Below are 22,264 nucleotides of genomic sequence, written 5' to 3' on the forward strand. Positions count from 1 at the left end.
AGCATGAACATTATCAACGCACGCCTGCGCGGCAAGCCTGGGTTGTTCCGCATCGAACTGGACGGCGCGCGCATTGCCGCCATCGTGCCCCAGGCCGATGAGGTGGCGCCCACGTCCGCGGGTGACCTGGATGCCGGGCAGAACCTGGTGGTGGCGCCTTTCGTCGAACCGCACATCCACCTCGATGCCACGCTGACGGCCGGCGAGCCGAAGTGGAACATGAGCGGTACCCTGTTCGAAGGTATTGAACGCTGGGCCGAGCGCAAGGAAATCACCACCCACGACGACATCAAGAGCCGCGCGAAAAAGACCATCGGCATGCTGGTGGACCATGGTATCCAGCATGTGCGGACCCATGTCGATGTTACTGACCCGAAGCTCACCGCGCTCAAGGCCATGGTCGAGGTACGTGACGAAGTGCGTCACCTGGTCGACCTGCAGATCGTGGCCTTTCCCCAGGAAGGCATCGAGTCATATGCCAACGGCCGGGCGCTGATGACCGAGGCGGTAGCCATCGGCGCCGACGTGGTGGGCGGCATTCCGCATTTCGAGAACACCCGCGACCAGGGCGTGGCCTCGCTGAAGTTCCTCATGGACCTGGCCGAGCGTAGCGGCTGCCTGGTGGACGTGCATTGCGACGAAACCGACGACCCCCAGTCGCGTTTCCTGGAAGTGCTGGCCGAGGAAGCCCGAGTGCGCGGCATGGGGGCCCGGGTTACAGCCAGCCACACGGTGGCCATGGGCTCCTACGACAATGCCTACTGCTACAAGCTGTTTCGCCTGCTCAAGCTGTCGGGTATCAATTTCGTCTCCTGCCCGACCGAGAGCATTCACCTGCAAGGGCGTTTCGACAACTACCCGAAACGCCGAGGCGTCACCCGCGTGGCCGAGATCGATCGTGCCGGGATGAACGTGTGCTTTGGTCAGGATTCCATCGTCGACCCGTGGTATCCGTTGGGCAACGGCAACATCCTGCGTATTCTCGAAGCCGGCCTGCACATTTGCCACATGCTCGGTTACGAAGACCTGCAGCGCTGCCTGGACCTGATCACCGACAACAGCGCCCGTACCCTGAACCTGGGGGAGGGCTACGGCATCGCGAAGGGGCGGCCGGCGAACCTGCTGCTGCTGTCGGCGCCGGACGATTACGAAATGGTACGCAGCCAGGGGCATGCGCTGGTCTCGGTGCGCCATGGCAAGGTGCTGATGCAGCGGACACCGGAGCAAGTACAGCGTTTTGCCTGAGGCGGCGTGGCCTCAGGCGGTCAACGCTGCCAGAGCACAGCTTGAGATCTGTGCATCCTGTACCGCCACACCGGTCAGGTCGGCCAGGGTAACCTGGTCAGGGTGCTCCCGCCCAGGGGCGCCGCTGGCCAGCAAGGTACCCAGTTCGATCAGTTGCGTCGTGTCGATCTGGCCGCTGCGCAAGGCGTGGGCAACCTCGCCGTACTGGCTGCACTGCGTTACCGAGTCGACGACGATGCGCGCGGCCCTGGCCACCAGTGCCGGGTCCAGCTCCTGCTTGCCGGGCCCGTCGGCACCCACAGCGGTAATGTGCGTGCCGGGTCGGACCCACTCGCTGCGCAACAGCGGCAGGCGGGAAGGGGTGGTGCAGACAATCAGGTTTGCCGCCCCAGCGACCTCGGCGGCGTCCTGCGTGGTGCGCACTTCATAACCCAGCGTGCGGGCAAACGCACGGTAGGCGGCCAGCCCGCTGTCCTGCCGGCCCCAGACCATGACCTGACGGCAATCGGTAATGGCGCCCAGCTGTTCAAGCTGCATCCGCGCCTGCATGCCCGCGCCCAATATGCCGATGGCAGTGACCTGCGGCGGTGCCAGCAAGCGTGCGGCAATACGCCCGGCCAGGGCGGTGCGCATGCCGGTCAGCCAACCCTCGTCATGCAGCAGCGCCAAGGGCTGCCCGGTTTGCGCAGACAGCACCAGCATCAAGCCATCGTTGCTCGGCAGGCCTTTGCCCGGGTTGTCATAGAAGCCAGTCGAGATTTTCACCGTGAAGGTGGCGCTACCCTCCATATAGGCCGACTTAACGCAGCAGTCGCCGTTCGCGCCTGGGAAGCTGAAGCCCTGGATCGGTGGCACCTGGACCTTGCCCGCCGAGAAGGCGATGAAGCCTTGTTCCAGGCCACGCAGTGCGACCTCGGGGTCGAGGCTGGCCACGATTTGCGCCTTGCTGAAGCACCTCACTGGATAGCCTCGAGGAACGCGTCCAGCACGATGTTGCGACCACACAGGATCACCGCGACGCGCTTGCCACGGTAACGCTCGGCAAGCTTCTGCATGCCGGCGACGGCGACGGCCGCGGCACCTTCGATGATCCAGCGTTCACTGCTGGCGATCTCGCGCATGGAGGCCTTGATTTCGGCCTCGCTGACCAGCACGGTGTCGGTCAGCAACGCCTGGCACAGCGGGAAGGTAATGCTGCCAGGCTCGACGCCGCCGGCTGTACCATCGGACAGCGTTTCGCGCGCGGCCACGTCGATGATCTTGCCGGCCTTGAGCGACTGCTCCAGCGCCGGGTCGTTTTCTGGCCAGCAGCCGATGATATCGGTACCTGGCTTGAGTACCCGCAGGGCCGCAGCTATACCGGAGATCATTCCGCCACCGCCGACGGCCACGAACACGGCGTCCAGGTCCGGTGCCTGTTCGAACAGCTCGAAGCCGATGGTGCCTTGCCCGGCAATGACCTGCGGGTCGTTATAGGGTGAGACGAATGGTTTGCCCTGGACCTGGGCCTGCCTGGCAGCCTCCAGTTCGACCCCCAACGGGTCGCTGGGCAAACCCACCACTTCAGCGCCAAGCGCGCGCATGGCCTGTACTTTGTAGGCCGATGCGCCGTTGCTGGTGTACACGGTGACCGGCACCCCAGCGCCTTTACCTGCCAGTGCCAGCGCCTGCCCGTGGTTGCCGGAAGATGCGGCGATCACCCCTTTGCAGCGCTGCTCCTCAGGCAACAGGCGGATCTTGTTGCTGGCCCCACGAAACTTGAACGAGCCCGTGTGTTGCAAATGCTCGCATTTGAGCAACACATGACAGCCGCTGATGGCCGAGAGCCGGGCACTGTAGGTCAGCGGTGTGATGCTGACGGCTGGGCGCAGCGCCACATGGGCATCCTTGATCGCCTGGTACAGCGTGTCGAGGTCAGTGGCATCGACGGTGGGTGAACCTGTGGCGGGGAACATGACTGCACTCCTGAAGGCGCATGGAAAGTATGTCCACCATAGACATATTGTCCATGGCTGGCAAGGGGATGCACCTGCCACTCGCGCCACTGCCTGGCTCGCAACGTCCTGTACAAAACTGAAGGCGTTGCCTGCCGCCTAGGTGCGCAGTTCCTTCAGGTACTTGTACACCGTCGCCCGGCCCATGTTGAGCACTTTGGCGATGTAATCGGCAGCGCTACGCCCCTCAAACGCGCCCTCGGCATGCAATGCCTGCACCAGGTTGCGCTTGTCTTTGGCCCGCAATGTCTGCAGGGACAGGTTGCGTTCCCCGAGCCAGGCATGCAGGAAGGTATTGATGCGTTCCTGCCAGTCGTTGCGGAACAGCGAATCGGGCTGCGGCACCAGCCGGCTCATCTGGAAGAACGCATCCAGCGCCGCGCGGGCTTGCTCCAGCACCGACACATTCAGGTTGATGCACATCAGGTGCTCGGCTTCACCAGCCTGGTTGCGCAGCACACTGCTGATGGAGCGGATCTTCTGGCCGTTCCAGTTGAGCTTTTCATACGGGCCCAGGTTGACCCCGTTCAGCAGGTCTTCCAGTTCGTGGTCGATCGCCGAATCGTCGCCCAGTTCACGCTGGGAGAAATTGTTGGCGATGTGAACGACGGTCTGGCTGCGCAGTTCGTGAATGATGACTTCTGCGTGCGGGTACAGCAGCAGCGCGATGCTGTCGGCGATTGCCTTGTAGTTTTCCAGGGTCATTTTCGGTCGCGGGTCGAGTGCCAGGCACCATGGTGGCTGCAAAGCACCACCGACACAAGGCGTCTTGCAAGCGCCGCGGCGTACGTTTGCTGGCGGCCAGAAACCGCTTGTTCTACCACTCACATGCGATAAGCCGTGATTATTACTTGTCAGCAATGGTTTGCCGGAACGGCCGCTGGCCCGCATAATCGGTATGTAATTACATGGTACGTATCACATTACAAAATTGTAGGAGCAGACATGGCCCGGGGTGGTATCAACAAGGTTGTAGTGCAGCAGGCGCGTCAGGCGCTGATTGCCCGGGGCGAAAACCCCAGCATCGATGCCATCCGTATCGAGCTGGGCAACACCGGTTCCAAAACCACCATTCACCGCTACCTGAAGGAGCTGAGCGGTCAGCAACCTGTGGCCGCCGCTGGCGGCCTTGCGCTGAGCGAGGTGTTGAGCCGAATGGTCGGGCAGTTGGCCAACCAACTGCAGGATGAGGCGGACCTGAAGGTCGAGCAGGCCGAGCGCCGCTTCAGCGAACAGCGCGAGCAGCTCGAAGCGCAGTTGGCAACCACCAGGCAGGCGCTGGCTGCTGCGCAACAACAGCATCAGATCGACGCAACCGCATTGGCCGCCGAATCGGAAAAGCTGCTTTCTACGCAAAGCACATTGCAAGCCGAACAGCTGCGCAGTGCCAGCCTCAACCAGTCACTGGGCGAACTGCAGCTGCGCCTGGCGGACAAGGACGAGCAGATCAAGTCGCTGGAAGACAAGCACCGCCATGCCCGCGACGCGCTGGAACACTACCGCACCGCCAGCCGCGAACAGCGCGAGCAGGAACAACGCCGTCACGAAGCGCAACTGCAGCAACTGCAGGTGGAAGTGCGCCAGTTGCAGCAGGGCATGATCGTCAAACAGGACGAGCTGACCCGCCTGCACCGTGATAACGAGCGTTTGCTGGGTGAACACCGCCAGGCCTCCAGCGCCTGCAGGGCGCAGGATGAATTGCTGGAGCAGCGTGACGCGCAGATCCAGGGCCTGCGCACGATCCTGGCCCAGGCGCAGGGCGCCAGCGAGGAAATGCGTCGGCAGCTGGATGCTCAGGCGCAACGTTTGGAGCAACAGCGCGACCTGTGCGCGGAACAGGCGCGGCAGTTGCAGCAGCTTGCCCAGCAGCTTGTGGAACGTGATGAAGCGTTGGCGCAGTGCAAGGCGCAATTGGCCGAGGCTGAAGATTGATCAAACTTTTTCGGGCCGGGGCTTTCTTCCGTATACATTCCCGGTGGAGATAGCGCCATGCCTGAAACCCAACCCGAACGCAAAGAAGGGCCTCATTCGTCCGAGCAGGCCGACAACAAGCCTGACCTGGGCTTCGACCCGGATTCACCCGATCTCGAGGACCCGCAAGTCGACCCTCAAGGGCCGGCCAAGCCCCCCAGAGACATCGAGAAAAAGCGCTAGGGGCGAATTGCCGGCAAGCCAGCCACCCAAAGGGCGCTGGCTTGCCGACGACAGCAAGGGCCGAGCAAGCCGACACTCAAGTGTCGGCTTGCTCGGCAGCCTCCACGCCCGCCGCAGACAGCTTGATCGGGTAGTTCACGCTGATCTGGTGGTCGCTGCTGACCGTCACGCTGCCGTCCTGGATCAGGCCGGCTTCCTGCAAGGTCTTGAGCATGCCGGCCACCGCTTTCTCACCGCGGTAATTGTCCAGCACCTCCTTACCGAGCCCTTGAGGGTGGGCGTGCAGCAGGCGGGTCAGAACCTCGGCCTTCAATGCATCGTTAGTCATGGCGGGCCTCACTTGCCATGCTTGGCCTGAAGTGCCTTGGCGTGCTCCAGATGCTGCTCGAGCTTGGGCAGGGTTTCGCTGGCGAAGGCCTTCAGCTCGGCCTTGTCAGACGAGGCAGCCTCTTTCTTGAACAGTTCCACCGCCTTTTCGTGAGCATCCACCTGGTTGTTGATGTAGGCCTTGTCGAAGGACTCTTCGCGCCATTCCAGGATCATTTTCTTGACCTTGTCAGTGATCGCTGCCTCATCGGGTACGGAAATGTCCAGCTTGCGGGCGATATCAGCGAGTTTCTGGTTGGCCTGGGTGTGGTCAGTGACCATTTGCTGGGCAAATGTCTTGATCTCGGTGTTCTGGCTCTTCTCCTGGGCCAGCTTACCGGTGACCACTTCGGCAATGCCGGACTCGGTGGCGGCTTCGACAAAATCATCGGAACTCGCCGCCAGTGCATGTACCGATGCCAGGCCCAGCACCATGGAAAAACCGACGCGCTTGATGAAGAGATTGCTCATGCCTCACTCCTTAAACCGTGACGCGACCTCAGTGTCGCGTACGGTTGAGGGTGAATGCGGGGCAAAGGTTTAATCTTTTTCCTGGCCGGCGGTGTCCATATGCTGGTGAACTATAGTGAACAGCGGCAAACGTGGGTGGCCAGGGATTTCAATGTGCGCAGCCAGGAATAAGGACGAGGACGGGCTTTTCGCCATAACCGTTGAGGGCCGTGCCGTGGCGCTGTTCCGCCTGGTGCTGGCGTTCATGCTGTTGGTGATGCTGGCCTTCGTCGTGGTCGAAAGCTGGCGCATCTGGCGCGATTACCGGTATGCCTTCACCAATGCCGAGAACATGGTCACCAACCTGGCCAGGGCCACGGCGCAACACGCCGAAGACTCCATCCGCCAGGTGGATGCCATCACCGCAGCCCTGGCCGAGCGGCTGGAGGGAGATGGTTTCGACCACATCGACCGGCCGCGCTTGCACGCCTTGCTGGTACAGCAGAAAAGTATCATGCCCCAGCTGCATGGATTGTTCGTGTACGACGCACAGGGCAACTGGATCGTCACCGACCAGGCAGCGATACCGCCCAACGCCAACAATGCCGACCGCGGCTACTTCATCTATCACCGCACCCACAGCGACCGAGACGTACACATCGGGCCTGTGGTGCGCAGCCGCTCCACGGGGGCCTTGATCATTCCCATTTCCCGGCGGCTGGAGCATGCCGACGGCAGCTTCGCCGGGGTGTTGCTGGGCACTATCAAAGTCGACTGGTTCGTGCATTACTACGGCGACTTCAAGATCGACGAACGTGGCGCGCTGGTCCTGGCCATGCGCGACGGCACCATCCTGGTCCGGCGGCCCTTCGTCGAACAGGTGGTCGGCCGCAGCCTGGCCAACAGCGAGGTATTCCGCAACCACCTGCCTTACGCAGCAGAAGGCCTGGTGGAGGCAGTCGCGGTGGTAGACGGCACGCCGCGGCTATATGCCTATCGTGCGCTGTCGAGCTACCCATTGGTGGTGGAGGCGGGCTTGTCGCGAGAGTCGATCGTCGCGCCCTGGCGGCACGACGCAATCAAATCAATGGTCGTGTTGCTGATCATGCTGTTGGGGCTGGCGGCATTCGGTGGCGTGGTACTGCGCCAGTTGCGCGAGCGGATCGTCATCGAGCGAGCGCTGCACCAGGCACACCAGACCCTCAAGTCGCTGGCCTTGACCGATAGCCTGACCGGGCTGGGCAACCGTCGGCGGCTGGATGCGGTGTTCGAAGCGGAGCTGCGTCGGGCGCGGCGCCAAGGCTATTCGCTGACCCTGGTGATGCTCGACCTGGACTACTTCAAGGCCTACAACGACCGCTATGGCCACCCGGCGGGCGACCAATGCCTGCGGCGCATCGGCGAAGTACTGCAACAGGCGCTCAAGCGCCCGGCCGACCTGGCAGTGCGCTATGGCGGCGAGGAATTCACCCTGCTGCTGCCCGACACCGACGCCCGAGGAGCGGAACTGCTGGTGCAGGAGGTACAGCAGCTGTTGCGCCGGCAAATGCTGGAACATGCCGGCAGCCCACTTGGACGGGTATCTTGCAGTGCCGGCATAGCCACGGGGAACCCGGCGCAGGAGGAAGTCACCGCCGAGCGGCTGATGGCGGCAGCGGATGCGGCTTTGTATCAGGCCAAACGTCAGGGCCGGGACACCTACTGCGTGGCGGAAAAAAGCTGGGCAAAAGCGGATTCCTGAGCCTGCTCGCCGCGGCTGGCGGCGCACTACACGCCAGGGGTCAGCGCCCTAAAGCCAGGCGCATGGCACAGCGCCCGGCGAGGCCATGGGCACGTTCAACAGCAAGGATGTCTCGCAGGCGCGTATCCAGCCGCTCCTCATCAACCTTTTCAAAGCCGAAACGTGCATAGAACGGCGCATTCCACGGCACATCGGCAAACGTGGTCAAGGTCAGCTCGTGGGCACCCTCCCGGCGCGCGACGTCCACCACCTGCCGCAACAAGGCGCGCCCGACACCTTGCCCCTGGGCCTCCCGACGCACGGAAACCTCGCACAGGTGCAACGCATGCCGCTCGCGCCGGGCACAGGCAAAACCGAGCACACGTCCTTGTGGGTCTTCGGCAACCCAACTGGTGCCCGCAGTGACGAAGGCTTGGTGCGCATCAACACCCAGCACCTCGGCCTGCGCCAGCCACGCCAGTGTCGGCCAGTCAGCGAAGGCCCGGGCAGCCGAGCGTTCCACCTCAGGCAGGCATTGGATATCGTGCTCGAGAGTAGGGCGGATACGCATGAATCAGTCTTTTCGAAAGTGGTAGGTCCTAGTCTGCCCCGGACACTTGGGGTTGCAGTTGCCAGCGCACCGAGCTTACCCCCTTTTCCAGGCTTACCCGGCTGACCAGGCGCTCGAGCTGCGCCGGCGCCTGCGCGGCGCCCAGCAGTTCGGCACGTACCTCCAGGCGGGCGGGGTTGCTCAGGTCTTCGCTGTGGAGTGACTGCAACCGCAACTGCGGATCGCCCAGGCTGTGCAGCATCAGGCTGCGAACCTGGATCTCATCCTCGTTGCGACAAACGATGCGTACTTCGAAGCGCTGTTCCACCTCGCTGGCCGGCACCATTTCCTGGCGGTCCAGGCGCTGAGCGATGTCCCGCAGCAGGATGTTGGCACACAGCACCATCAGGCTGCCCAGCGTTGCCTCTAGCAGCAAGCCCAGGCTGCACAGCACGCCGATGGCGGCGGTGCACCACAAGGTGGCTGCGGTATTCAGGCCGCGTACGTTGAAGCCATCGCGCATGATCACGCCGCCGCCGAGAAAGCCGATGCCCGACACCACATAGGCAGCGATTCGCGATGCGTCACCAGGCACCATGCCTGGCACCGCCTGGGTCATGAGCACGAACAGGCAGGCGCCAGTACTGACCAGTGCATTGGTGCGCAGCCCGGTCAGACGTTGACGCAGTTGACGTTCGGCGCCAATCAGCGCACCCAACAGCAAAGCGGTGCTGACGCGCAGCAGAAATACTTTCCAATCCATAGCAAACCTCTTCCACGGGCGCGTGCCCGCATGAACGCCACCATCAGGCGCGGTTGAAAAACCAGAAAATGCGCAGGACCACGAGGAGGGGAAGAGGGGTGAGAAACCACCGTCCAGCCAGGGCAGCCAGACAGGGACGGACACTGCCGGACTACTGGGCCACGGGGGCCTGTCGCATGTCACTGGGGCTACTGTCCAAGGCGGTCTCCTGTTTCGGCAATGCAAAATTTGCGTTGCGGACCTTACGCCGCGTGGTAGAAGAGGTCAAGGGTGAAAACGTGACAGTGGTTGTCATCAGCCTGACGCTCGCAACTGCCCAGCCTGCATGGAAAAAAATGCCGGCAATCGGTACCCTTGCGCCTCCCTTCGCCACCACCCGGAACGTTCCATGCTGTTCAATCTCGCCGTGCTGTTTGCCACCCTGGTGGTCATGGAGGGCGTTGGCACGCTGGCTCACAAGTACATCATGCATGGCTGGGGCTGGTGGCTGCACCGCTCGCACCATGAGCCACAGCTGGGCATGCTCGAAACCAACGACCTGTACCTGCTGGCCCTGGGGCTGGTCGCCACGGCGCTGGTTGCCCTGGGCAAGAGCGGTTATGCGCCCTTGCAGTGGATTGGCGGTGGCGTGGCGGGCTACGGGATGCTGTACGTCGTGGCGCATGACGGGTTGTCTCATCGGCACTGGCCGCGCAAGCCACGCCCGGTCAACCGCTACCTCAAGCGTCTGCACCGCGCGCACCGGTTGCACCATGCGGTGAAGGGGCGCACCGGGAGCGTATCGTTCGGGTTCTTCTACGCACCGCCGTTGCAGGAGTTGAGACGGCAGTTGCGCAGCAGGCGCAGCCGGCCGTGACAATTGCGGCTGGCCCTGGCGCCGGCACTGTCTTCAGTTCACTGCCTCACCGTTGGCCTGCAGCGCCACGAGCCCGCGGCTGACCCACCAGCCAAACCCTGCCGCGGTGAAGAACATGATCAGGCTGTACAGCGCCGCCGGCACTGCCATGGTCGCGTTGTTCAGCAGCGAAGGGCTCAACGCCAGGGCAATCGCCAAGGTGCCGTTGTGAATGCCGATCTCCATGCCGATGGCAATCGCCTGGCGCTTGGGAATCGCCAGCAGGCGCGGCACCCAGTAGCCCACGGCCAGGCTCAGCAGGTTGAACAGCAGCGCGGCCAGGCCCACCAGCGGTGCGTATTCGACCACGGTCTGCCAGTCCTTGGCCAGGGCCAGGACAATGGTGAAGGCCAGGAACAGCGCCGCCAGCAGCTTCATCGGTTTCTCCATGCGGGCGGCAAAGGCGGGGGCAAAATGGCGAACCAGCATGCCCAGCGCCACCGGCAGCAGGACGATGGCAAACACCTGCATGACCTTGGCGAACTGCAGCGGGATGGCCTGGTCCGACGCCATGAACCAGCTCAGCGACAGGTTCACCAGCAACGGCATGGTCAGGATCGCGATCAACGAATTGACCGCCGTCAGGGTGATGTTCAAGGCCACATCGCCATGGGCCAGGTGGCTGAACAGGTTGGCCGTGGTGCCGCCTGGCGAGGCGGCCAGCAGCATCAGACCGACCGCCAGTGCTGGTTCGAGGGCGAAGCCGTTGGCGATCAGGAAGCACACCAGCGGCAGCAGCAGGAGCTGGCAGGCCAGGCCCACCACCACCGGTCTGGGGTACTTCACCACGCGAGCGAAATCGGCCAGGGTCAGCGACAGGCCAAGGCCGAGCATGATGATGCCCAGGGCCAGCGGAAGAACGGCAGTGAGCAACGGTGAAGCAGTCATGGCAGGTCCCCGCGGCCATAGGTTGCAGAAGTGTAGGCCGGCCGTGATTGATAGCTAATCGCAAAGCGCCAGCTTTAGTAACCATTTGTTGCCGTTACCGCCGCCCAGCGAGGCGGCATGTCGCGTTGCAGCACGCCTGTCGGCACAGTAGCATTCCCGGTTTTACCGAGGATTAGCCTGTCATGCCGTTTCAGCAAGGTCTGCTTGCCACACCGGTGCCGGTTCACGCCCGTCACCTGTTCTTCGCCATCGAAACACTGGAAGCGGTGCCGGCAGCGCTGGATGCGCTGGCCAGCCAGGTTGACGGCGTGGGCCTGTCGCTGGGCGTCGGTGCGCCACTGGCTAAAGCCCTGGGCGGCCTTGTCGATGGCTTGAGGCCTTTTCCGCAGCTGGACGCTGTGGTGGAGAACCCCAGTACCCAGCATGCCCTGTGGCTGTGGCTGCGCGGCGAGGAACGTGGCGACCTGTACTTGCACGCCCAAGCGCTGGAACAGCTGTTGAGCCCGGCGTTCAGCCTGGTGGACCACGTGGACGGCTTCCTCCACCAGGGCGGCCGAGACCTGACCGGTTATGAAGACGGCACCGAGAACCCACGTGATGAGGCGGCGGTCGAGGCCGCCATCCTCAAGGCCGGCCTGCCAGGCCTCGACGGCTCGTGCTTTGCTGCGTTCCAGCTGTGGAAGCATGACCTGGAGTATTTCAAGTCGCTGCCCCAGCAGGCGCAGGACGACATTATCGGTCGCCGCCTGAGCGACAACGAAGAACTGGATGACGCGCCGGCATCTGCACATGTCAAGCGGACCGCCCAGGAGAGCTTCGCGCCGGAGGCGTTCATGGTACGTCGCTCGGTGTCCTGGGCAGACACCCGTGGAGCAGGCCTGGCGTTCGTCGCGCTGGGCCGCAGCTTCGACGCCTTCGAGGTGCAGTTGCGGCGCATGAGCGGCCTGGAGGACGGCATCATTGACGGCCTGTACCGCTTCAGCCGGCCGCTGAGCGGTGGCTATTACTGGTGCCCTCCCATGACAGAAGCGGGTGTCGACCTGCGCCTGTTGCTATCGGCCTGACAGCCGGGCATCCCGCCCCTGGTACATTCACCAGGGGCACTGCGGTCGCGCAATGCTGCCGCTGGGCTGCCCATCCCGAAGGCCCCGCCATGCGACTCTGTGGCGCGCCAAATATGGCGTTGCCGCTTATTTAATGCCGCTGGTCCGAACGCTTCGCAATAAACCGAATCCCTCGATATGACCGAACTCCGAACAGGTGTACGGCAGCTAATGCTGTGCATTCCAAAGTCATATGAGGTTTAAGACCATGGCCAACAAAGAGAACAGCCGTAGCGGCAATCAACAAGGCAGCCAGGGTGGTAACAAGAACCCAGGCAACTTTGCCAATGACCGCGAGAAAGCCTCCGAAGCCGGGCGCAAGGGCGGCCAGCATTCCGGTGGCGGCCGCAGCAGTGAATCGAGCCGCAAGGGCGGCCGTTCGTAAGTGAGGCTACGCAGTGCCGGGGTAGCCTGGCACTGCGATTTATGCCGAAAAGGAGTGCCCCCATGCGATTGCCTTCCCTGATAGCCCTGCTGGGCGCCCTGACACTGGTCGGCGGCTGTTTCGACCGTGACAGCGATCACCCCGCGAAGGATGCCGACCAGAGCAAACCGTCCCTGCAGATGCAGCAGCCCGGCGACAAGCCGGCTACGCAACCTGCGCCAGACCCTGAACCGATGCCCGGGCAGAAACCCAGCCAATAACACCCGCAAAAGGAATACGGCATGACGGTGATGACCTGCAAGACCGCCGCGAAGGTACCGGCTTCGGCGAAAGGGCCCAGCCTGCACGCCCGTTACCAGGCATTGCTGGCCGGCAGTGACGCCGAGAGCGCCGCGTGGTTGCGCGAACAATTGGCTCGGGTGCAAGGTATGCAGGATGACCTGCCTGCCCACCCTGAGCACCTGGAAGCCTGGAGCGCCGGGCATGCTGCACAGGTCGCTGAAGCCTACGCAGCCTACCTGGCGCAACGCCGCCAGGGCAGCCCACGGCGCTACTTTGCCAATCGCGCCCAGGCATTGTGGTTCCTGCAGCAAGTCGCCCCCACCAAGGCAGTGGACGGGGCATGGCTGCATGGCACCTTACGGCAGTGGCGTGATCCGCGTTATCACGGCCTGATCCGTACCTACCTGGAAGAATTGGGCGGTGGCGATCCGCGTTGCAACCACGTACTGATCTACCAACGGCTGCTGAGCCGGCTGGGCTGTCTCGACCTGCCTGAACTGGACGACCAGCGTTACCTGCAAGGCGTCTTGCAACTGGCCCTGGGGCGGAACGCCGACGACTTCCTTGCCGAGCTCATCGGCTACAACCTGGGCTACGAACAACCGCCACTGCATTTGCTGATCACCACCTACGAACTGGCGGAACTGGGCATCGATGGCCATTACTTCCAGTTGCACGTGACCATCGACAACGCCGCGAGCGGGCATGCGCACCTGTCCATCCAGGCGCTGCGCCAGTTGTGCCCGGCGGATGATGTGGGCGCTTTCTACCAACGCGTTCGCCTGGGCTACCGCCTGAATGACCTGGGTGTCGATACGCCCAGCCTGATCAACAGCTTCGAGCTGGAGGCCGAGCTGCTACGAGTACTTGAGCACAAGCGACACTTCGGGCAGTTCATGCATTCCGACCATTGCCGCCTGCAGAAGCGCACCGTCAACCAGTGGCTGGCCGAGCCAGGCTGCATGCCCGCGTTCCTCGATGCGTTGCAAGCGCAGGGCTGGATCCGCCGCGGTGAGGCGCCAGGCAACAGCCGCTGGTGGGCCCTCATCGATGGCCCGGCGGCGCCCATGTACGGTGTGTTCACCGCCTACGAAAAACAACTGTGGCACGACTGGATCGCGGCGGGCTGGCAAGCCCCTGTCTCACGGGTGATGCCGGGCCGCTGGGAAGCGTCATTGCAGCTTGATGCACCACTGGAGCGCACAACGCAGGAAACCGACATCGAGGCCGACATCGAGGCCTTGATCGACAGCATGGCCGGTAACCGTCATGCCACACCGGAAGGATTGCTGGCGACCCAGGGCTACCTGCGGGCCACCGGCCTGGCCCAGGAGGAACCTCGCTGATGCAGCTTGACCCACGACAGATCCAGGCAGACCAGGCTTTGCTGCAGTTAGGCAAGCGCCTGCGTGCCGACGGCTACCGCTTCACCTGTGTCACCCCGGCCACCCATGCCCGGGTCAATGCTCGCCCGGGGGCGGAGCGGGCGAGGACACTGCGCGATGTATTCGGCTGGAGCCGCCCGTTTCTCGCGTCGCTGGTATCTGCCGACGAGCTGGATCAGCTACGCCAGGCTCAGGTGCTGGCCACGCGGGGTGAGTGGTTGGTGAGCACTGTGCGCTGGTCCACCATCGAAAACTTGCTGCTGGTGCACTCGGCTTACCCCACCGAAGCCAGCGACGCCGTGTTCTTCGGCCCGGACAGCTACCGTTTCGCCCAGGTGATCCATGACCACCTGCAACGCAACCCGAAGCGCGTCGAGCATGCCGTGGACATTGGCTGCGGCACTGGTGTGGGTGCCTTGCTGGTGGCCCAGGCCGTGCCGCACGCCCAAGTCACCGCGGTGGACATCAACCCACTCGCATTGCGCTACACCGCGATCAATGCAGCGCTGGCGGGGCTGAGCAATGTCTCGGTAGAGCCTAGCAACCTGCTCGACGGCATTACCGGCCTGTTCGACCTGATCGTCGCCAACCCGCCGTACATGTTCGATGTGCAGGAGCGCACCTACCGTCACGGTGGTGGAACGATGGGGGCCGAGCTATCGCTACGCATCGTCGAACTGGCCCGCGAGCGGCTCGGCCCCGGTGGCTCGTTGTTGCTCTATACCGGGGTGGCGATTATCGAAGGCCGGGACCCGTTGCTCGAAGCGATCCGCCTGCGCCTGGCGGGCCCTGAGTGGTCCTGGGTCTACCGTGAGGTCGACCCGGACGTGTTCGGCGAGCAACTGGGCGAACGCGGCTATGAACAGGTCGAGCGCATCGCCGCAGTCACCCTCACCGTCACCCGCAATGGCTGAGCCGCTATGCCAGCGCCTTGCACCTTCGGCATCGAAGAAGAATACCTGCTGGTAGACCTTGCCACCGGCCGCGTTCCGGTGGCGCCGCTGCCAGCTGTGGCCAGGCGCTGCCGGGAAGGGCTGGGCACGTCGTTTGCCCAGGAGATGTTCCGCAGCCAGATCGAAGTGGCGTCCCCGGTATTCGCCAACCTTCACCAGGCACGGGAGTTCCTTGCCCACAGCCGGCAGCGCCTTGGCGAAGCCCTGGCGCAGGACGGCATGGGCCTGTACGGCGCCGCCAGCCACCCGTTTGCCCAGTGGCAGAAGCAGAAACCGGCCACCGCGGCGCATTACCGGCAGTTGTTCGATGACTACCAGCACGTGGCGCGACGCAGCCTGGTCAATGGCTTGCATGTGCATGTCGGCGTGCCGGAAGGGTGCGACCGAATGCAACTGATCAATCGCCTGGTGCCGTGGCTGCCGCTGCTGCTGGTGCTGAGCACTTCGTCGCCGTTATGGTGCGGCCAGGATACGGGCTACCTCAGTTACCGCCGGGTGATCTGTGGCGAGTGGCCACACATGGGCTTGCCCGAACCGTTGCCTGACTGGTCCGCCTATGAGCGTTACCGGGCCTTGCTGCAGCGTACCGGGTCGCTGGCCAAGGATGGCGACTTCTGGTGGGCCGTGCGCCCGTCGCGGCGCTACCCGACCGTTGAGCTGCGCATCTGTGATGCGTGCCCGGACCTGGAAGATGCACTGTGTATCGCCGGGTTGTTCCGGCATATCGTCGAGCACTGTGTGCACAGGGGGCACGAACCCGAGCCACTGACCCGCGAGCTGCGCTGGGTAGCGCAGGAAAACTACTGGCGTGCCATGCGCCATGGCCGCCACGGTTCCTTCATCGGCCAGCGGCAACAGCAGGCTGTTTCCGCCCACGGCTGGCTCGCCCAGTTGCAAGAGGCATTTCCAGTGGACACGGCAGACGCCGAGCGCGCAATGCTGCATGCGCACCGGATCGTGGCCGAAGGCACCAGTGCAGACCGCCAGCTGGCCTGCTTCGAGCACGCCCGCGGCAGCGGCAAGACTGCGTCGCAAGCGCTACGCCTGGTAGTCGACCAGGTACTGGCGGAGGTCGGCAAATACCCTCTTCGCAACCCCACGGCACTTGCAATCGCGCAGGGTTGAACGACAATGGCGGCGCCCTTTGCCAGCCACCCGGACACCCGAAGCATGATGTTGACCCAGCAATTCCCTGATATTTCACTGGCTGACACCTTGTTCGTCTTCGCTCTCGAGGCCGAGGCGGGCAGCGTGTTCGCCGGGATGAACACCTTGTTCACCGGCATCGGCAAGGTCAATGCCGCCATCAGCCTGACACGAGCCATCGCCACCAGCAAACCCAGGCTGATCGTCAACCTGGGGTCTGCTGGCAGCCTGCGCCATGGCAAAGGCGAAGTGGTGTGCTGCAACCGCTTCTTGCAGCGTGACATGGATGTGACCCCGCTGGGCTTCGCCCGTTACGAAACGCCGCTGTCGGATATTCCGGTACTGCTGGAGCATGGCGTGGTGATCCCCGGCTTGCCCTTGGAAACCTGCGGTAGTGGCGACAGTTTCGAGATCAACCACGGCGACGCACCGTACGACGTGGTCGACATGGAGGCCTACGTGCTGGCCTTGATCGCGCGCAGCGAAGGCATTCCCTTCGTCTGCCTGAAATATATCTCCGACGATGCCGGCAGCGATGCGGCCGGGGACTGGGCGGTGCAGGTGCACCTGGCGGCGCAGGCATTCAAGCGGGTGTTGTTCAGCCAGGTGTGACCGCTGGTCGGCGCTAGCGCCAGGTTTTGCAAACCATCGACCGGGGGTTGTCCTCGAAACCGGTATCGGCCCTTTTGCGGGCCAGCCCGGTTTCAGCAGAGGAGTGGCTCCCATGCCCAACAAACCCAAAGACCAGTTCAGCATGCAGAACCCGCTGACCCAGTATCCGCACCCACCGTTTCCGGCCCAGGGCCAACCCGCGCCCGGCCTGGACGTCAACATGCAGCCCAAGCCCGACCACGGCGAAGCCAGCTACAAAGGGTTCGGCCGCCTGGCCGGGCGCAAGGCGCTGATCACCGGCGCAGACTCTGGTATCGGCCGCGCAGTCGCGATCGCCTTTGCCCGCGAAGGGGCTGACATCGCGCTGAACTACATGCCCATCGAGCAACCCGATGCCCGTGAGGTGATCAAGCTGATCGAAGCCGAAGGCCGCAAGGCGGTTGCGATTGCCGGCGACCTCAAGGACGAGCAGTTCTGCAAGGAACTGGTCGAGCAGGCTCACGAACAGCTCGGTGGCCTGGACATTCTGGTCAATGTCGCCGGCAAGCAGGAGGCGCGCAAGGACATCAGCCAGATCACCCACGAGCAGTTCGACCACACCCTGAAAACCAATGTCTACGCCCTGTTCTGGCTGTGCCAGGCTGCGGTACCGCTGATGCCGGCGGGCGCCACCATCATCAACACGGCCTCGATCCAGTCCTACCAGCCATCGGCCACCTTGCTCGACTATGCCACCACCAAGGCCGCCATCGTTGCCTTCACCAAGGCCTTGGCCAAGCAAGTGATCGAGCGCGGCATCCGGGTCAACGCCGTGGCCCCGGGGCCGATCTGGACGGTACTGCAGCCCAGTGGCGGCCAGCCGCCGGAGAAAATCCCCGAGTTCGGCGCACAGACGCCAATGAAGCGCCCTGGCCAGCCGGCCGAGTGCGCGCCGGTGTACGTGCTGCTGGCCAGCCAGGAGTCCAGCTACATTACCGGCGAGGTGTTCGGTGTGACCGGCGGCAATCCGCTGCCATAGGGCTGGCCGGCTAAACCTTCGCGGCTGGGTGCAGTCACTTGTGGTATCGACAAGGCAACCCGGGGGGCAGATTCATGGCAAGGGCAATCTGGAAAGGCGCCATCAGCTTTGGCCTCGTGCACATCCCCGTGGCCCTGAATACCGCAGTGCGCACCGAGCGTGTGGACTTCGACTGGCTCGACAAGCGCAGCATGGAACCGGTGGGCTACAAGCGGGTGAACAAGGTCACCGGCAAGGAAATCGACAAGGAAAACATCGTCAAAGGGGTGGAGTATGAAAAGGGCCGCTATGTGGTGATCAGCGAGGAAGAGATCCGCAAGGCCCGCCCCGAGGCGACGCAGACCATCGATATCTTTTCCTTCGTCGAAGCCGGTGATATTCCCCTGCAGCATTTCGACACGCCTTATTACCTCAGCCCCGACCGGCGTGGCGGCAAGGTCTACGCATTGCTGCGTGAAACCCTGGCCAGCACCGGCAAGGTGGCGTTGGCCACGGTGGTGTTGCATACCCGCCAGCACCTGGCCTTGCTGCGGCCGCTGGACGAGGCGCTGGTGATGATTACCCTGCGCTGGCCGGAAGAGGTGCGTGGGCTGGACACGCTGGAGCTGGACAGCAGCGTCACCGAAGCCAAGGTGGACAAGCGCGAGCTGGAGATGGCCAAGCGGCTGGTCGAGGACATGAGCGGTGCCTGGTCGCCAGATGAATATCATGACGCCTTCCGCCAGACCATCCTCGACCTCGTGGAAGAAAAGGCCAGCAAAGGCAAGATCGAAACGGTGGAAACAGGCGAGGCAACCGGCACGGAAAAAGGTGCCGATATCATCGACCTTACCGAGCTGCTCAAGCGCAGCCTTGGCGGCAAGGGCGGGGCGCCCAGCAAGAAAAAGCCGGCGGCAGAGAAGAAGCCCGCCAAGCGCACGCGCAAGGCGTCCTGACTTTCCTCAACCGAGCCAGTTGCCAGACCAGCTTCCTACTGGCCCAGCAGCTTGCGCATGCGCGCGGTGATCGACTGACGCACCTTGCCCATGTCCGCCCAGGGGTCGTCGACTTCCGCCAGGCGCTCTCGCAGATTGTGGATGTTCCATTGGTTGGCGCCCTTCAACTGGGCAAGCTCTTCCCGCCAGATCGGCACCGACACCGGCAACCCTTCGCGCGCCCGCAACGAGTAGGCGCAGGCGGTGGTGGCGCCCTTGCCGTTGCGCAGATAGTCGATGAAGATGCGCCCCACGCGGTTCTTCGGCCCGGACACGGCACTCAGGCGCTCGGGGAACAGCCTGGCCAGGTAATTGACGATGGCGTGGCTGAAGTCTTTCACCTCGTCCCAGCTGGCTTTGCGGGTCAGCGGCACGACCACATGGATGCCTTTGCCGCCGCTGGTTTTCAGAAACACCTTCAGGCCCAGCTCGTCGAGCAGGGTCAAGGTCAGCTGGGTGGCCTCCAGCATGGCTTTCCAGGGCAGCGCGGGGTCCGGGTCGAGATCGAGGACGAAGCGGTCGGGCTTGTCGAAGTCCTTGTCGGTGCCGTTCCAGGTGTGCAATTCGAGCATGTTCATCTGCACGGCGCCCAGCAGGGTATCGGGACGATTGATGATCATCGCCGCCTGGCCGGCTTCGGCTTTGTCATAGCTGAGCACATTGGGGATGTGCAGCTGGCCGGCGTTTTTCTGGAAGAACAACTCGCCTGCCAGCCCGTCAGGGGCGCGTACCAAAGCCACCGGGCGGTCCTTGAGCTGCGGCAGGATCCACTGGCTGACCTCGGCGTAATACTCCGCCACGTCACGCTTGGTGGCGCCGCTGCTGGCGTCGATGACGCGCTCGGGATGGGTCAGGCGCAGGTCTGCCATGTGCTCCGGGGTCTTGCCGGGCTTGGCTGTGGCTTTGGCTTTGGTTTTGGTTTTGGGCAAGGTGTTGCCGGGCATGGCGCGCTCCAGGTCGATGGCGGTGGCCGGTTTGTCGTCGCGCAGGCCGTGGAATACCGAATGGCGCACGATTCCTTCGCGGGTCATCTGCGCGTAGGCCACTTCGGCCAGCAAGTGTGGCTTCAGCCAGTGCACGCCGCGGGCCTCAGCCCCGGTAGGAGGCTTGGGCAGGGCGGGCTTGGCGATTTCGAGCGGTTTGAGCCGCGCATGGATGCTCTCCAGCGTCGTGGCGCTGAAGCCGGTGCCGACCTTGCCGGCGTAACGCAACTCACCGCTGTCGTTGTCATGCAGTGCCAGCAGCAGGGCACCGAAGCCATTGCGGCTGCCTTTCGGCTCGGTAAAGCCGACGATCACGAATTCCTGGCGTTTCTTGCACTTGAGCTTGACCCAGTCGGCGCTGCGCCGCCCGACGTAGGTGCTGTCCACGCGTTTGCCGATCAGCCCCTCCAGGTCCAGGCGGCAGGCACTGTCCAGAAGTGACTCCACCGGCTGGTCGAAATCGGCCGAGAACAGCAGGTTGTCCGACTCATTGGCTTCCAGCAACTGGCGCAGCGTTTCGCGCCGGTCCTGCAGCGGCACCTGGCGCAGGTCACGGCCGCCGAGAAACGGCAGGTCGAACAGGTAATAGGTGATCTGTTCGTCGTGGGCGGTGTCGAACGCGTTCTGCAGGGCCTGGAAGTCCGCCACCCCGTGCTCGTTGTTCACCACCATCTCGCCATCCAGCCAGGCCGAGTCAACCCCAAGTTGACGCAGGGCAGCCACCTGGCGCGGCATTTTCGCGCTCCAGTCATGACCGTTGCGAGTAAACAGGCGAATGTCATCGCCGTCGATGCGCGCCAGGATGCGGTAGCCGTCGAACTTCACTTCGTAGCGCCAGTCGCCTGCCGGTGGCGAGTCGACCAGCGTGGCCAGCTGCGGTTGCAACAGGTCTGGCAACGGCGCAGTTTTACCTGTGGCCGAGCGTTTGCCGGCTGCCGGCTTGGCCTTGGCCGGCTTGCCGCTGCCGCGCTTGGGCAGCAGGGTACGGTCGCTGAGCACGCTGTCGGGCTGCGCGTCGACGATGCTGTATTCGCTTTCGCTGCGCGCCTGGCTGTCGTGGGACTTGACCAGCATCCACTGCTCCTTCTTCCCGGCCAGGTGGGTGCGGAAAAGGTTCCAGACACCGCTGAGCTTTTCGCCCTGCAGGCGAAAACGCAGTTTGCCTTTGGCATAAGCCTCGCGGGCGTCACCCTCCGGCTCCCAGATGCCGCGATCCCAGACAATCACGTCGCCTGCACCATAATGCCCTTCGGGGATGTGGCCTTCGAAATCGGCGTAGTCCAAAGGGTGGTCTTCGACGTGCACGGCCAGGCGGCGCACCTTGGGGTCGAGCGATGGGCCTTTGGGGATGGCCCAGCTCTTCAACGTGCCATCCAGTTCCAGGCGGAAATCGTAATGCAGGTGGCTGGCATCGTGCTTCTGGATGCAGAACTGCAGGGCATGGGCGCGCCGGGTACGCTTCTGCTCGCCGCTGGGTTCGGGCGTGGCGTTGAAATCGCGTTTGCGCGCGTATTCCTCGAGGGGCTTGGCCATGGCAGGCTCCGGGGCGATTCGCTGTCTTATCGTTGGGAGGCAGCCGGGGCAGGGGGAGTTCAAAAAAGCCGCTGCAGTTTTGCAAGAAACTCTGAATCTTCCGGCGCCTGGCGTAGTCGACCATGAGTAAGCCAACGGAGGGAGACAATCCATGTCCAGACCTGAAGACCCCAAACCCTACACGCCGACCGAGATCGACGATACCGAAGACCGCATGGGCAGCGTGCATGAGCTGGACTTCAATGATCGCCTCGACGACCGCGAAGGACGGGCGGGTGATGAGCGCCCGCCGCAGGAAGTCGCCCACGAATTCCCGGCCCGCCGCGTTGCGCAAAGCGGCATGACGGGTGGCGAGACGCTGGGCGACAGTTTGCACGAAGACAACGTCAGCTACGACGACCTCAGCCCGGATACCCTGTTCGACGAGTCGGGCGCACGTGACCCGTACGAACCTGGCCATGGCGGCCCGGCGGACAAGTCCCTGCGCCACGTTGACGCCGACGAGATCGGCGGCGGTATCGGTCTCGATGAGGCCGAGCTGGCCCGCTCCGCGCCGCTGGATGGCGAACCGTGGACCGACGACGTGATCGATGAAGACGAGGAGGGCAAGCCATGAATGAATTACGTTGTGCCTGCCAGGAATGTACCTGCACCGTCGATGCCGCGCCTCAGGATGGCAAGGCTTACTGCTGTGAGGCCTGTGCTACCGGGCATCGCAACGGCGAACCCTGCCGCATGCCGGGCTGCAACTGCGCCCAGGTAGCCCCAGGTAGCGCAGCCGAACGAAAGCAATGTCGACAATGCGCTGGATGAAACCTTCCCGGCGAGTGATCCGATCTCGCCGTGATGAGCGCCGTTGAAATGG

The 22,264-nt window shown here is 63.6% G+C and carries 23 protein-coding genes and 2 pseudogenes; 16 read left to right on the plus strand and 9 right to left on the minus strand.

Annotated features, from left to right (window positions below):
• Window positions 1–3 precede the first annotated feature (3 nt).
• Window positions 4–1,245 carry a cytosine deaminase gene (codA, locus tag ACVWZT_RS21415; RefSeq protein ID WP_457471246.1) on the plus strand — a complete coding sequence of 414 codons (1,242 nt, stop codon included), beginning with the start codon at window positions 4–6 and terminating at the stop codon, window positions 1,243–1,245.
• Window positions 1,246–1,257: 12 nt separating this feature from the next.
• On the opposite strand, the gene ACVWZT_RS21420 is transcribed toward codA, so the two are convergent.
• The 3 genes from ACVWZT_RS21420 to ACVWZT_RS21430 form a co-directional block, all read right to left on the minus strand.
• Window positions 1,258–2,205 (minus strand): ornithine cyclodeaminase family protein, encoded by a 948-nt coding sequence (locus ACVWZT_RS21420; RefSeq protein WP_457471248.1) that lies wholly within the window; start codon window positions 2,203–2,205, stop codon window positions 1,258–1,260.
• Complete coding sequence (locus ACVWZT_RS21425; RefSeq protein WP_457471250.1) at window positions 2,202–3,200, minus strand: threonine/serine dehydratase; 999 nt, start codon at window positions 3,198–3,200, stop codon at window positions 2,202–2,204. The genes ACVWZT_RS21420 and ACVWZT_RS21425 overlap by 4 nt, the downstream gene beginning before the upstream one ends.
• 138 nt (window positions 3,201–3,338) lie before the next feature.
• On the minus strand, window positions 3,339–3,944 hold the full coding sequence (locus ACVWZT_RS21430) for a helix-turn-helix transcriptional regulator (RefSeq protein ID WP_457472131.1): 606 nt from the start codon (window positions 3,942–3,944) through the stop codon (window positions 3,339–3,341).
• Between the two features lie 240 nt (window positions 3,945–4,184).
• Between ACVWZT_RS21430 and ACVWZT_RS21435 the strand changes: the two genes are divergently transcribed.
• Window positions 4,185–5,171, plus strand: a complete 987-nt coding sequence (locus ACVWZT_RS21435) for a DNA-binding protein (RefSeq protein ID WP_457471252.1) — start codon at window positions 4,185–4,187, stop codon at window positions 5,169–5,171.
• 57 nt (window positions 5,172–5,228) lie between these two features.
• Window positions 5,229–5,393 carry a DUF6021 family protein gene (locus tag ACVWZT_RS21440; RefSeq protein WP_296233465.1) on the plus strand — a complete coding sequence of 55 codons (165 nt, stop codon included), beginning with the start codon at window positions 5,229–5,231 and terminating at the stop codon, window positions 5,391–5,393.
• Window positions 5,394–5,469: 76 nt separating this feature from the next.
• Here ACVWZT_RS21440 and ACVWZT_RS21445 read toward each other — a convergent pair whose 3' ends face one another.
• Together ACVWZT_RS21445 and ACVWZT_RS21450 are read right to left on the minus strand one after the other, a co-directional pair.
• Window positions 5,470–5,721, minus strand: coding sequence for a hypothetical protein (locus ACVWZT_RS21445; RefSeq protein ID WP_457471253.1), 252 nt, complete (start codon window positions 5,719–5,721; stop codon window positions 5,470–5,472).
• 8 nt (window positions 5,722–5,729) lie between these two features.
• Window positions 5,730–6,230 (minus strand): DUF4142 domain-containing protein, encoded by a 501-nt coding sequence (locus ACVWZT_RS21450; RefSeq protein WP_296233462.1) that lies wholly within the window; start codon window positions 6,228–6,230, stop codon window positions 5,730–5,732.
• A 151-nt stretch (window positions 6,231–6,381) separates the two neighbouring features.
• Between ACVWZT_RS21450 and ACVWZT_RS21455 the strand changes: the two genes are divergently transcribed.
• Window positions 6,382–7,950 carry a sensor domain-containing diguanylate cyclase gene (locus ACVWZT_RS21455; RefSeq protein WP_457471255.1) on the plus strand — a complete coding sequence of 523 codons (1,569 nt, stop codon included), beginning with the start codon at window positions 6,382–6,384 and terminating at the stop codon, window positions 7,948–7,950.
• Between the two features lie 40 nt (window positions 7,951–7,990).
• On the opposite strand, the gene ACVWZT_RS21460 is transcribed toward ACVWZT_RS21455, so the two are convergent.
• Window positions 7,991–8,500 (minus strand): GNAT family N-acetyltransferase, encoded by a 510-nt coding sequence (locus ACVWZT_RS21460; protein ID WP_457471257.1) that lies wholly within the window; start codon window positions 8,498–8,500, stop codon window positions 7,991–7,993.
• Between the two features lie 28 nt (window positions 8,501–8,528).
• Complete coding sequence (locus tag ACVWZT_RS21465; protein WP_296233456.1) at window positions 8,529–9,242, minus strand: MgtC/SapB family protein; 714 nt, start codon at window positions 9,240–9,242, stop codon at window positions 8,529–8,531.
• A 388-nt stretch (window positions 9,243–9,630) separates the two neighbouring features.
• Between ACVWZT_RS21465 and ACVWZT_RS21470 the strand changes: the two genes are divergently transcribed.
• Window positions 9,631–10,098 (plus strand): sterol desaturase family protein, encoded by a 468-nt coding sequence (locus ACVWZT_RS21470; protein WP_457471259.1) that lies wholly within the window; start codon window positions 9,631–9,633, stop codon window positions 10,096–10,098.
• A 33-nt stretch (window positions 10,099–10,131) separates the two neighbouring features.
• Here ACVWZT_RS21470 and ACVWZT_RS21475 read toward each other — a convergent pair whose 3' ends face one another.
• Complete coding sequence (locus ACVWZT_RS21475) at window positions 10,132–11,025, minus strand: bile acid:sodium symporter family protein (protein ID WP_296233452.1); 894 nt, start codon at window positions 11,023–11,025, stop codon at window positions 10,132–10,134.
• A 182-nt stretch (window positions 11,026–11,207) separates the two neighbouring features.
• Between ACVWZT_RS21475 and ACVWZT_RS21480 the strand changes: the two genes are divergently transcribed.
• The 9 genes and pseudogenes from ACVWZT_RS21480 (at window position 11,208) to ku (ending at window position 18,844) form a co-directional block, all read left to right on the plus strand.
• Window positions 11,208–12,089, plus strand: a complete 882-nt coding sequence (locus ACVWZT_RS21480) for a Dyp-type peroxidase (protein ID WP_296233451.1) — start codon at window positions 11,208–11,210, stop codon at window positions 12,087–12,089.
• 304 nt (window positions 12,090–12,393) lie between these two features.
• A pseudogene (locus ACVWZT_RS21485) lies at window positions 12,394–12,513 on the plus strand (KGG domain-containing protein); the annotation flags it as partial.
• A 62-nt stretch (window positions 12,514–12,575) separates the two neighbouring features.
• Window positions 12,576–12,773: a hypothetical protein gene (locus ACVWZT_RS21490; protein WP_296233449.1), complete on the plus strand. Its 198-nt coding sequence runs from the start codon at window positions 12,576–12,578 to the stop codon at window positions 12,771–12,773.
• A gap of 21 nt (window positions 12,774–12,794) precedes the next feature.
• A complete protein-coding gene (locus ACVWZT_RS21495) occupies window positions 12,795–14,141 on the plus strand; it encodes an iron-containing redox enzyme family protein (RefSeq protein WP_457471262.1) in 1,347 nt (448 codons plus the stop codon).
• Window positions 14,141–15,094, plus strand: a complete 954-nt coding sequence (locus ACVWZT_RS21500) for a methyltransferase (protein WP_457471264.1) — start codon at window positions 14,141–14,143, stop codon at window positions 15,092–15,094. The genes ACVWZT_RS21495 and ACVWZT_RS21500 overlap by 1 nt, the downstream gene beginning before the upstream one ends.
• Before the next feature lie 6 nt (window positions 15,095–15,100).
• A complete protein-coding gene (locus tag ACVWZT_RS21505; protein ID WP_457471265.1) occupies window positions 15,101–16,258 on the plus strand; it encodes a carboxylate-amine ligase in 1,158 nt (385 codons plus the stop codon).
• A 45-nt stretch (window positions 16,259–16,303) separates the two neighbouring features.
• Window positions 16,304–16,891, plus strand: a complete 588-nt coding sequence (locus tag ACVWZT_RS21510; RefSeq protein WP_296233443.1) for a phosphorylase family protein — start codon at window positions 16,304–16,306, stop codon at window positions 16,889–16,891.
• A 112-nt stretch (window positions 16,892–17,003) separates the two neighbouring features.
• Window positions 17,004–17,909, plus strand: a complete 906-nt coding sequence (locus ACVWZT_RS21515) for an SDR family oxidoreductase (protein ID WP_457471267.1) — start codon at window positions 17,004–17,006, stop codon at window positions 17,907–17,909.
• 74 nt (window positions 17,910–17,983) lie between these two features.
• Window positions 17,984–18,844, plus strand: a complete 861-nt coding sequence (gene ku / locus ACVWZT_RS21520) for a non-homologous end joining protein Ku (RefSeq protein WP_457471269.1) — start codon at window positions 17,984–17,986, stop codon at window positions 18,842–18,844.
• A 35-nt stretch (window positions 18,845–18,879) separates the two neighbouring features.
• On the opposite strand, the gene ligD is transcribed toward ku, so the two are convergent.
• A complete protein-coding gene (ligD, locus tag ACVWZT_RS21525) occupies window positions 18,880–21,399 on the minus strand; it encodes a DNA ligase D (protein WP_457471270.1) in 2,520 nt (839 codons plus the stop codon).
• A gap of 151 nt (window positions 21,400–21,550) precedes the next feature.
• On the opposite strand from ligD, the gene ACVWZT_RS21530 reads away from it, so the two are divergent.
• Window positions 21,551–22,015: a phosphotransferase system, HPr-related protein gene (locus ACVWZT_RS21530; protein ID WP_296233435.1), complete on the plus strand. Its 465-nt coding sequence runs from the start codon at window positions 21,551–21,553 to the stop codon at window positions 22,013–22,015.
• A pseudogene (locus tag ACVWZT_RS21535) lies at window positions 22,012–22,246 on the plus strand (metallothionein). The gene ACVWZT_RS21530 and the pseudogene ACVWZT_RS21535 overlap by 4 nt, the downstream one beginning before the upstream one ends.
• Window positions 22,247–22,264 lie beyond the last annotated feature (18 nt).

Source organism: Pseudomonas sp. TE21394 (assembly GCF_054057835.1).

What these genes read in the sequence shown, in the direction of transcription:
- ACVWZT_RS21455 (WP_457471255.1), top strand. Translation starts at nt 6,382, where the DNA reads ATGTGCGCAGCCAGGAATAAGGACGAGGACGGGCTTTTCGCCATAACC.
- ACVWZT_RS21460 (WP_457471257.1), bottom strand. Translation starts at nt 8,500, where the DNA reads ATGCGTATCCGCCCTACTCTCGAGCACGATATCCAATGCCTGCCTGAG.
- ligD (WP_457471270.1), bottom strand. Translation starts at nt 21,399, where the DNA reads ATGGCCAAGCCCCTCGAGGAATACGCGCGCAAACGCGATTTCAACGCC.
- ACVWZT_RS21470 (WP_457471259.1), top strand. Translation starts at nt 9,631, where the DNA reads ATGCTGTTCAATCTCGCCGTGCTGTTTGCCACCCTGGTGGTCATGGAG.
- ACVWZT_RS21505 (WP_457471265.1), top strand. Translation starts at nt 15,101, where the DNA reads ATGCCAGCGCCTTGCACCTTCGGCATCGAAGAAGAATACCTGCTGGTA.
- ACVWZT_RS21515 (WP_457471267.1), top strand. Translation starts at nt 17,004, where the DNA reads ATGCCCAACAAACCCAAAGACCAGTTCAGCATGCAGAACCCGCTGACC.
- ACVWZT_RS21480 (WP_296233451.1), top strand. Translation starts at nt 11,208, where the DNA reads ATGCCGTTTCAGCAAGGTCTGCTTGCCACACCGGTGCCGGTTCACGCC.
- ACVWZT_RS21475 (WP_296233452.1), bottom strand. Translation starts at nt 11,025, where the DNA reads ATGACTGCTTCACCGTTGCTCACTGCCGTTCTTCCGCTGGCCCTGGGC.
- ACVWZT_RS21450 (WP_296233462.1), bottom strand. Translation starts at nt 6,230, where the DNA reads ATGAGCAATCTCTTCATCAAGCGCGTCGGTTTTTCCATGGTGCTGGGC.
- ACVWZT_RS21510 (WP_296233443.1), top strand. Translation starts at nt 16,304, where the DNA reads ATGATGTTGACCCAGCAATTCCCTGATATTTCACTGGCTGACACCTTG.
- ACVWZT_RS21465 (WP_296233456.1), bottom strand. Translation starts at nt 9,242, where the DNA reads ATGGATTGGAAAGTATTTCTGCTGCGCGTCAGCACCGCTTTGCTGTTG.
- ACVWZT_RS21430 (WP_457472131.1), bottom strand. Translation starts at nt 3,944, where the DNA reads ATGACCCTGGAAAACTACAAGGCAATCGCCGACAGCATCGCGCTGCTG.
- ACVWZT_RS21500 (WP_457471264.1), top strand. Translation starts at nt 14,141, where the DNA reads ATGCAGCTTGACCCACGACAGATCCAGGCAGACCAGGCTTTGCTGCAG.
- ACVWZT_RS21530 (WP_296233435.1), top strand. Translation starts at nt 21,551, where the DNA reads ATGTCCAGACCTGAAGACCCCAAACCCTACACGCCGACCGAGATCGAC.
- ACVWZT_RS21435 (WP_457471252.1), top strand. Translation starts at nt 4,185, where the DNA reads ATGGCCCGGGGTGGTATCAACAAGGTTGTAGTGCAGCAGGCGCGTCAG.
- ku (WP_457471269.1), top strand. Translation starts at nt 17,984, where the DNA reads ATGGCAAGGGCAATCTGGAAAGGCGCCATCAGCTTTGGCCTCGTGCAC.
- ACVWZT_RS21495 (WP_457471262.1), top strand. Translation starts at nt 12,795, where the DNA reads ATGACGGTGATGACCTGCAAGACCGCCGCGAAGGTACCGGCTTCGGCG.
- ACVWZT_RS21490 (WP_296233449.1), top strand. Translation starts at nt 12,576, where the DNA reads ATGCGATTGCCTTCCCTGATAGCCCTGCTGGGCGCCCTGACACTGGTC.
- ACVWZT_RS21440 (WP_296233465.1), top strand. Translation starts at nt 5,229, where the DNA reads ATGCCTGAAACCCAACCCGAACGCAAAGAAGGGCCTCATTCGTCCGAG.
- ACVWZT_RS21425 (WP_457471250.1), bottom strand. Translation starts at nt 3,200, where the DNA reads ATGTTCCCCGCCACAGGTTCACCCACCGTCGATGCCACTGACCTCGAC.
- codA (WP_457471246.1), top strand. Translation starts at nt 4, where the DNA reads ATGAACATTATCAACGCACGCCTGCGCGGCAAGCCTGGGTTGTTCCGC.
- ACVWZT_RS21445 (WP_457471253.1), bottom strand. Translation starts at nt 5,721, where the DNA reads ATGACTAACGATGCATTGAAGGCCGAGGTTCTGACCCGCCTGCTGCAC.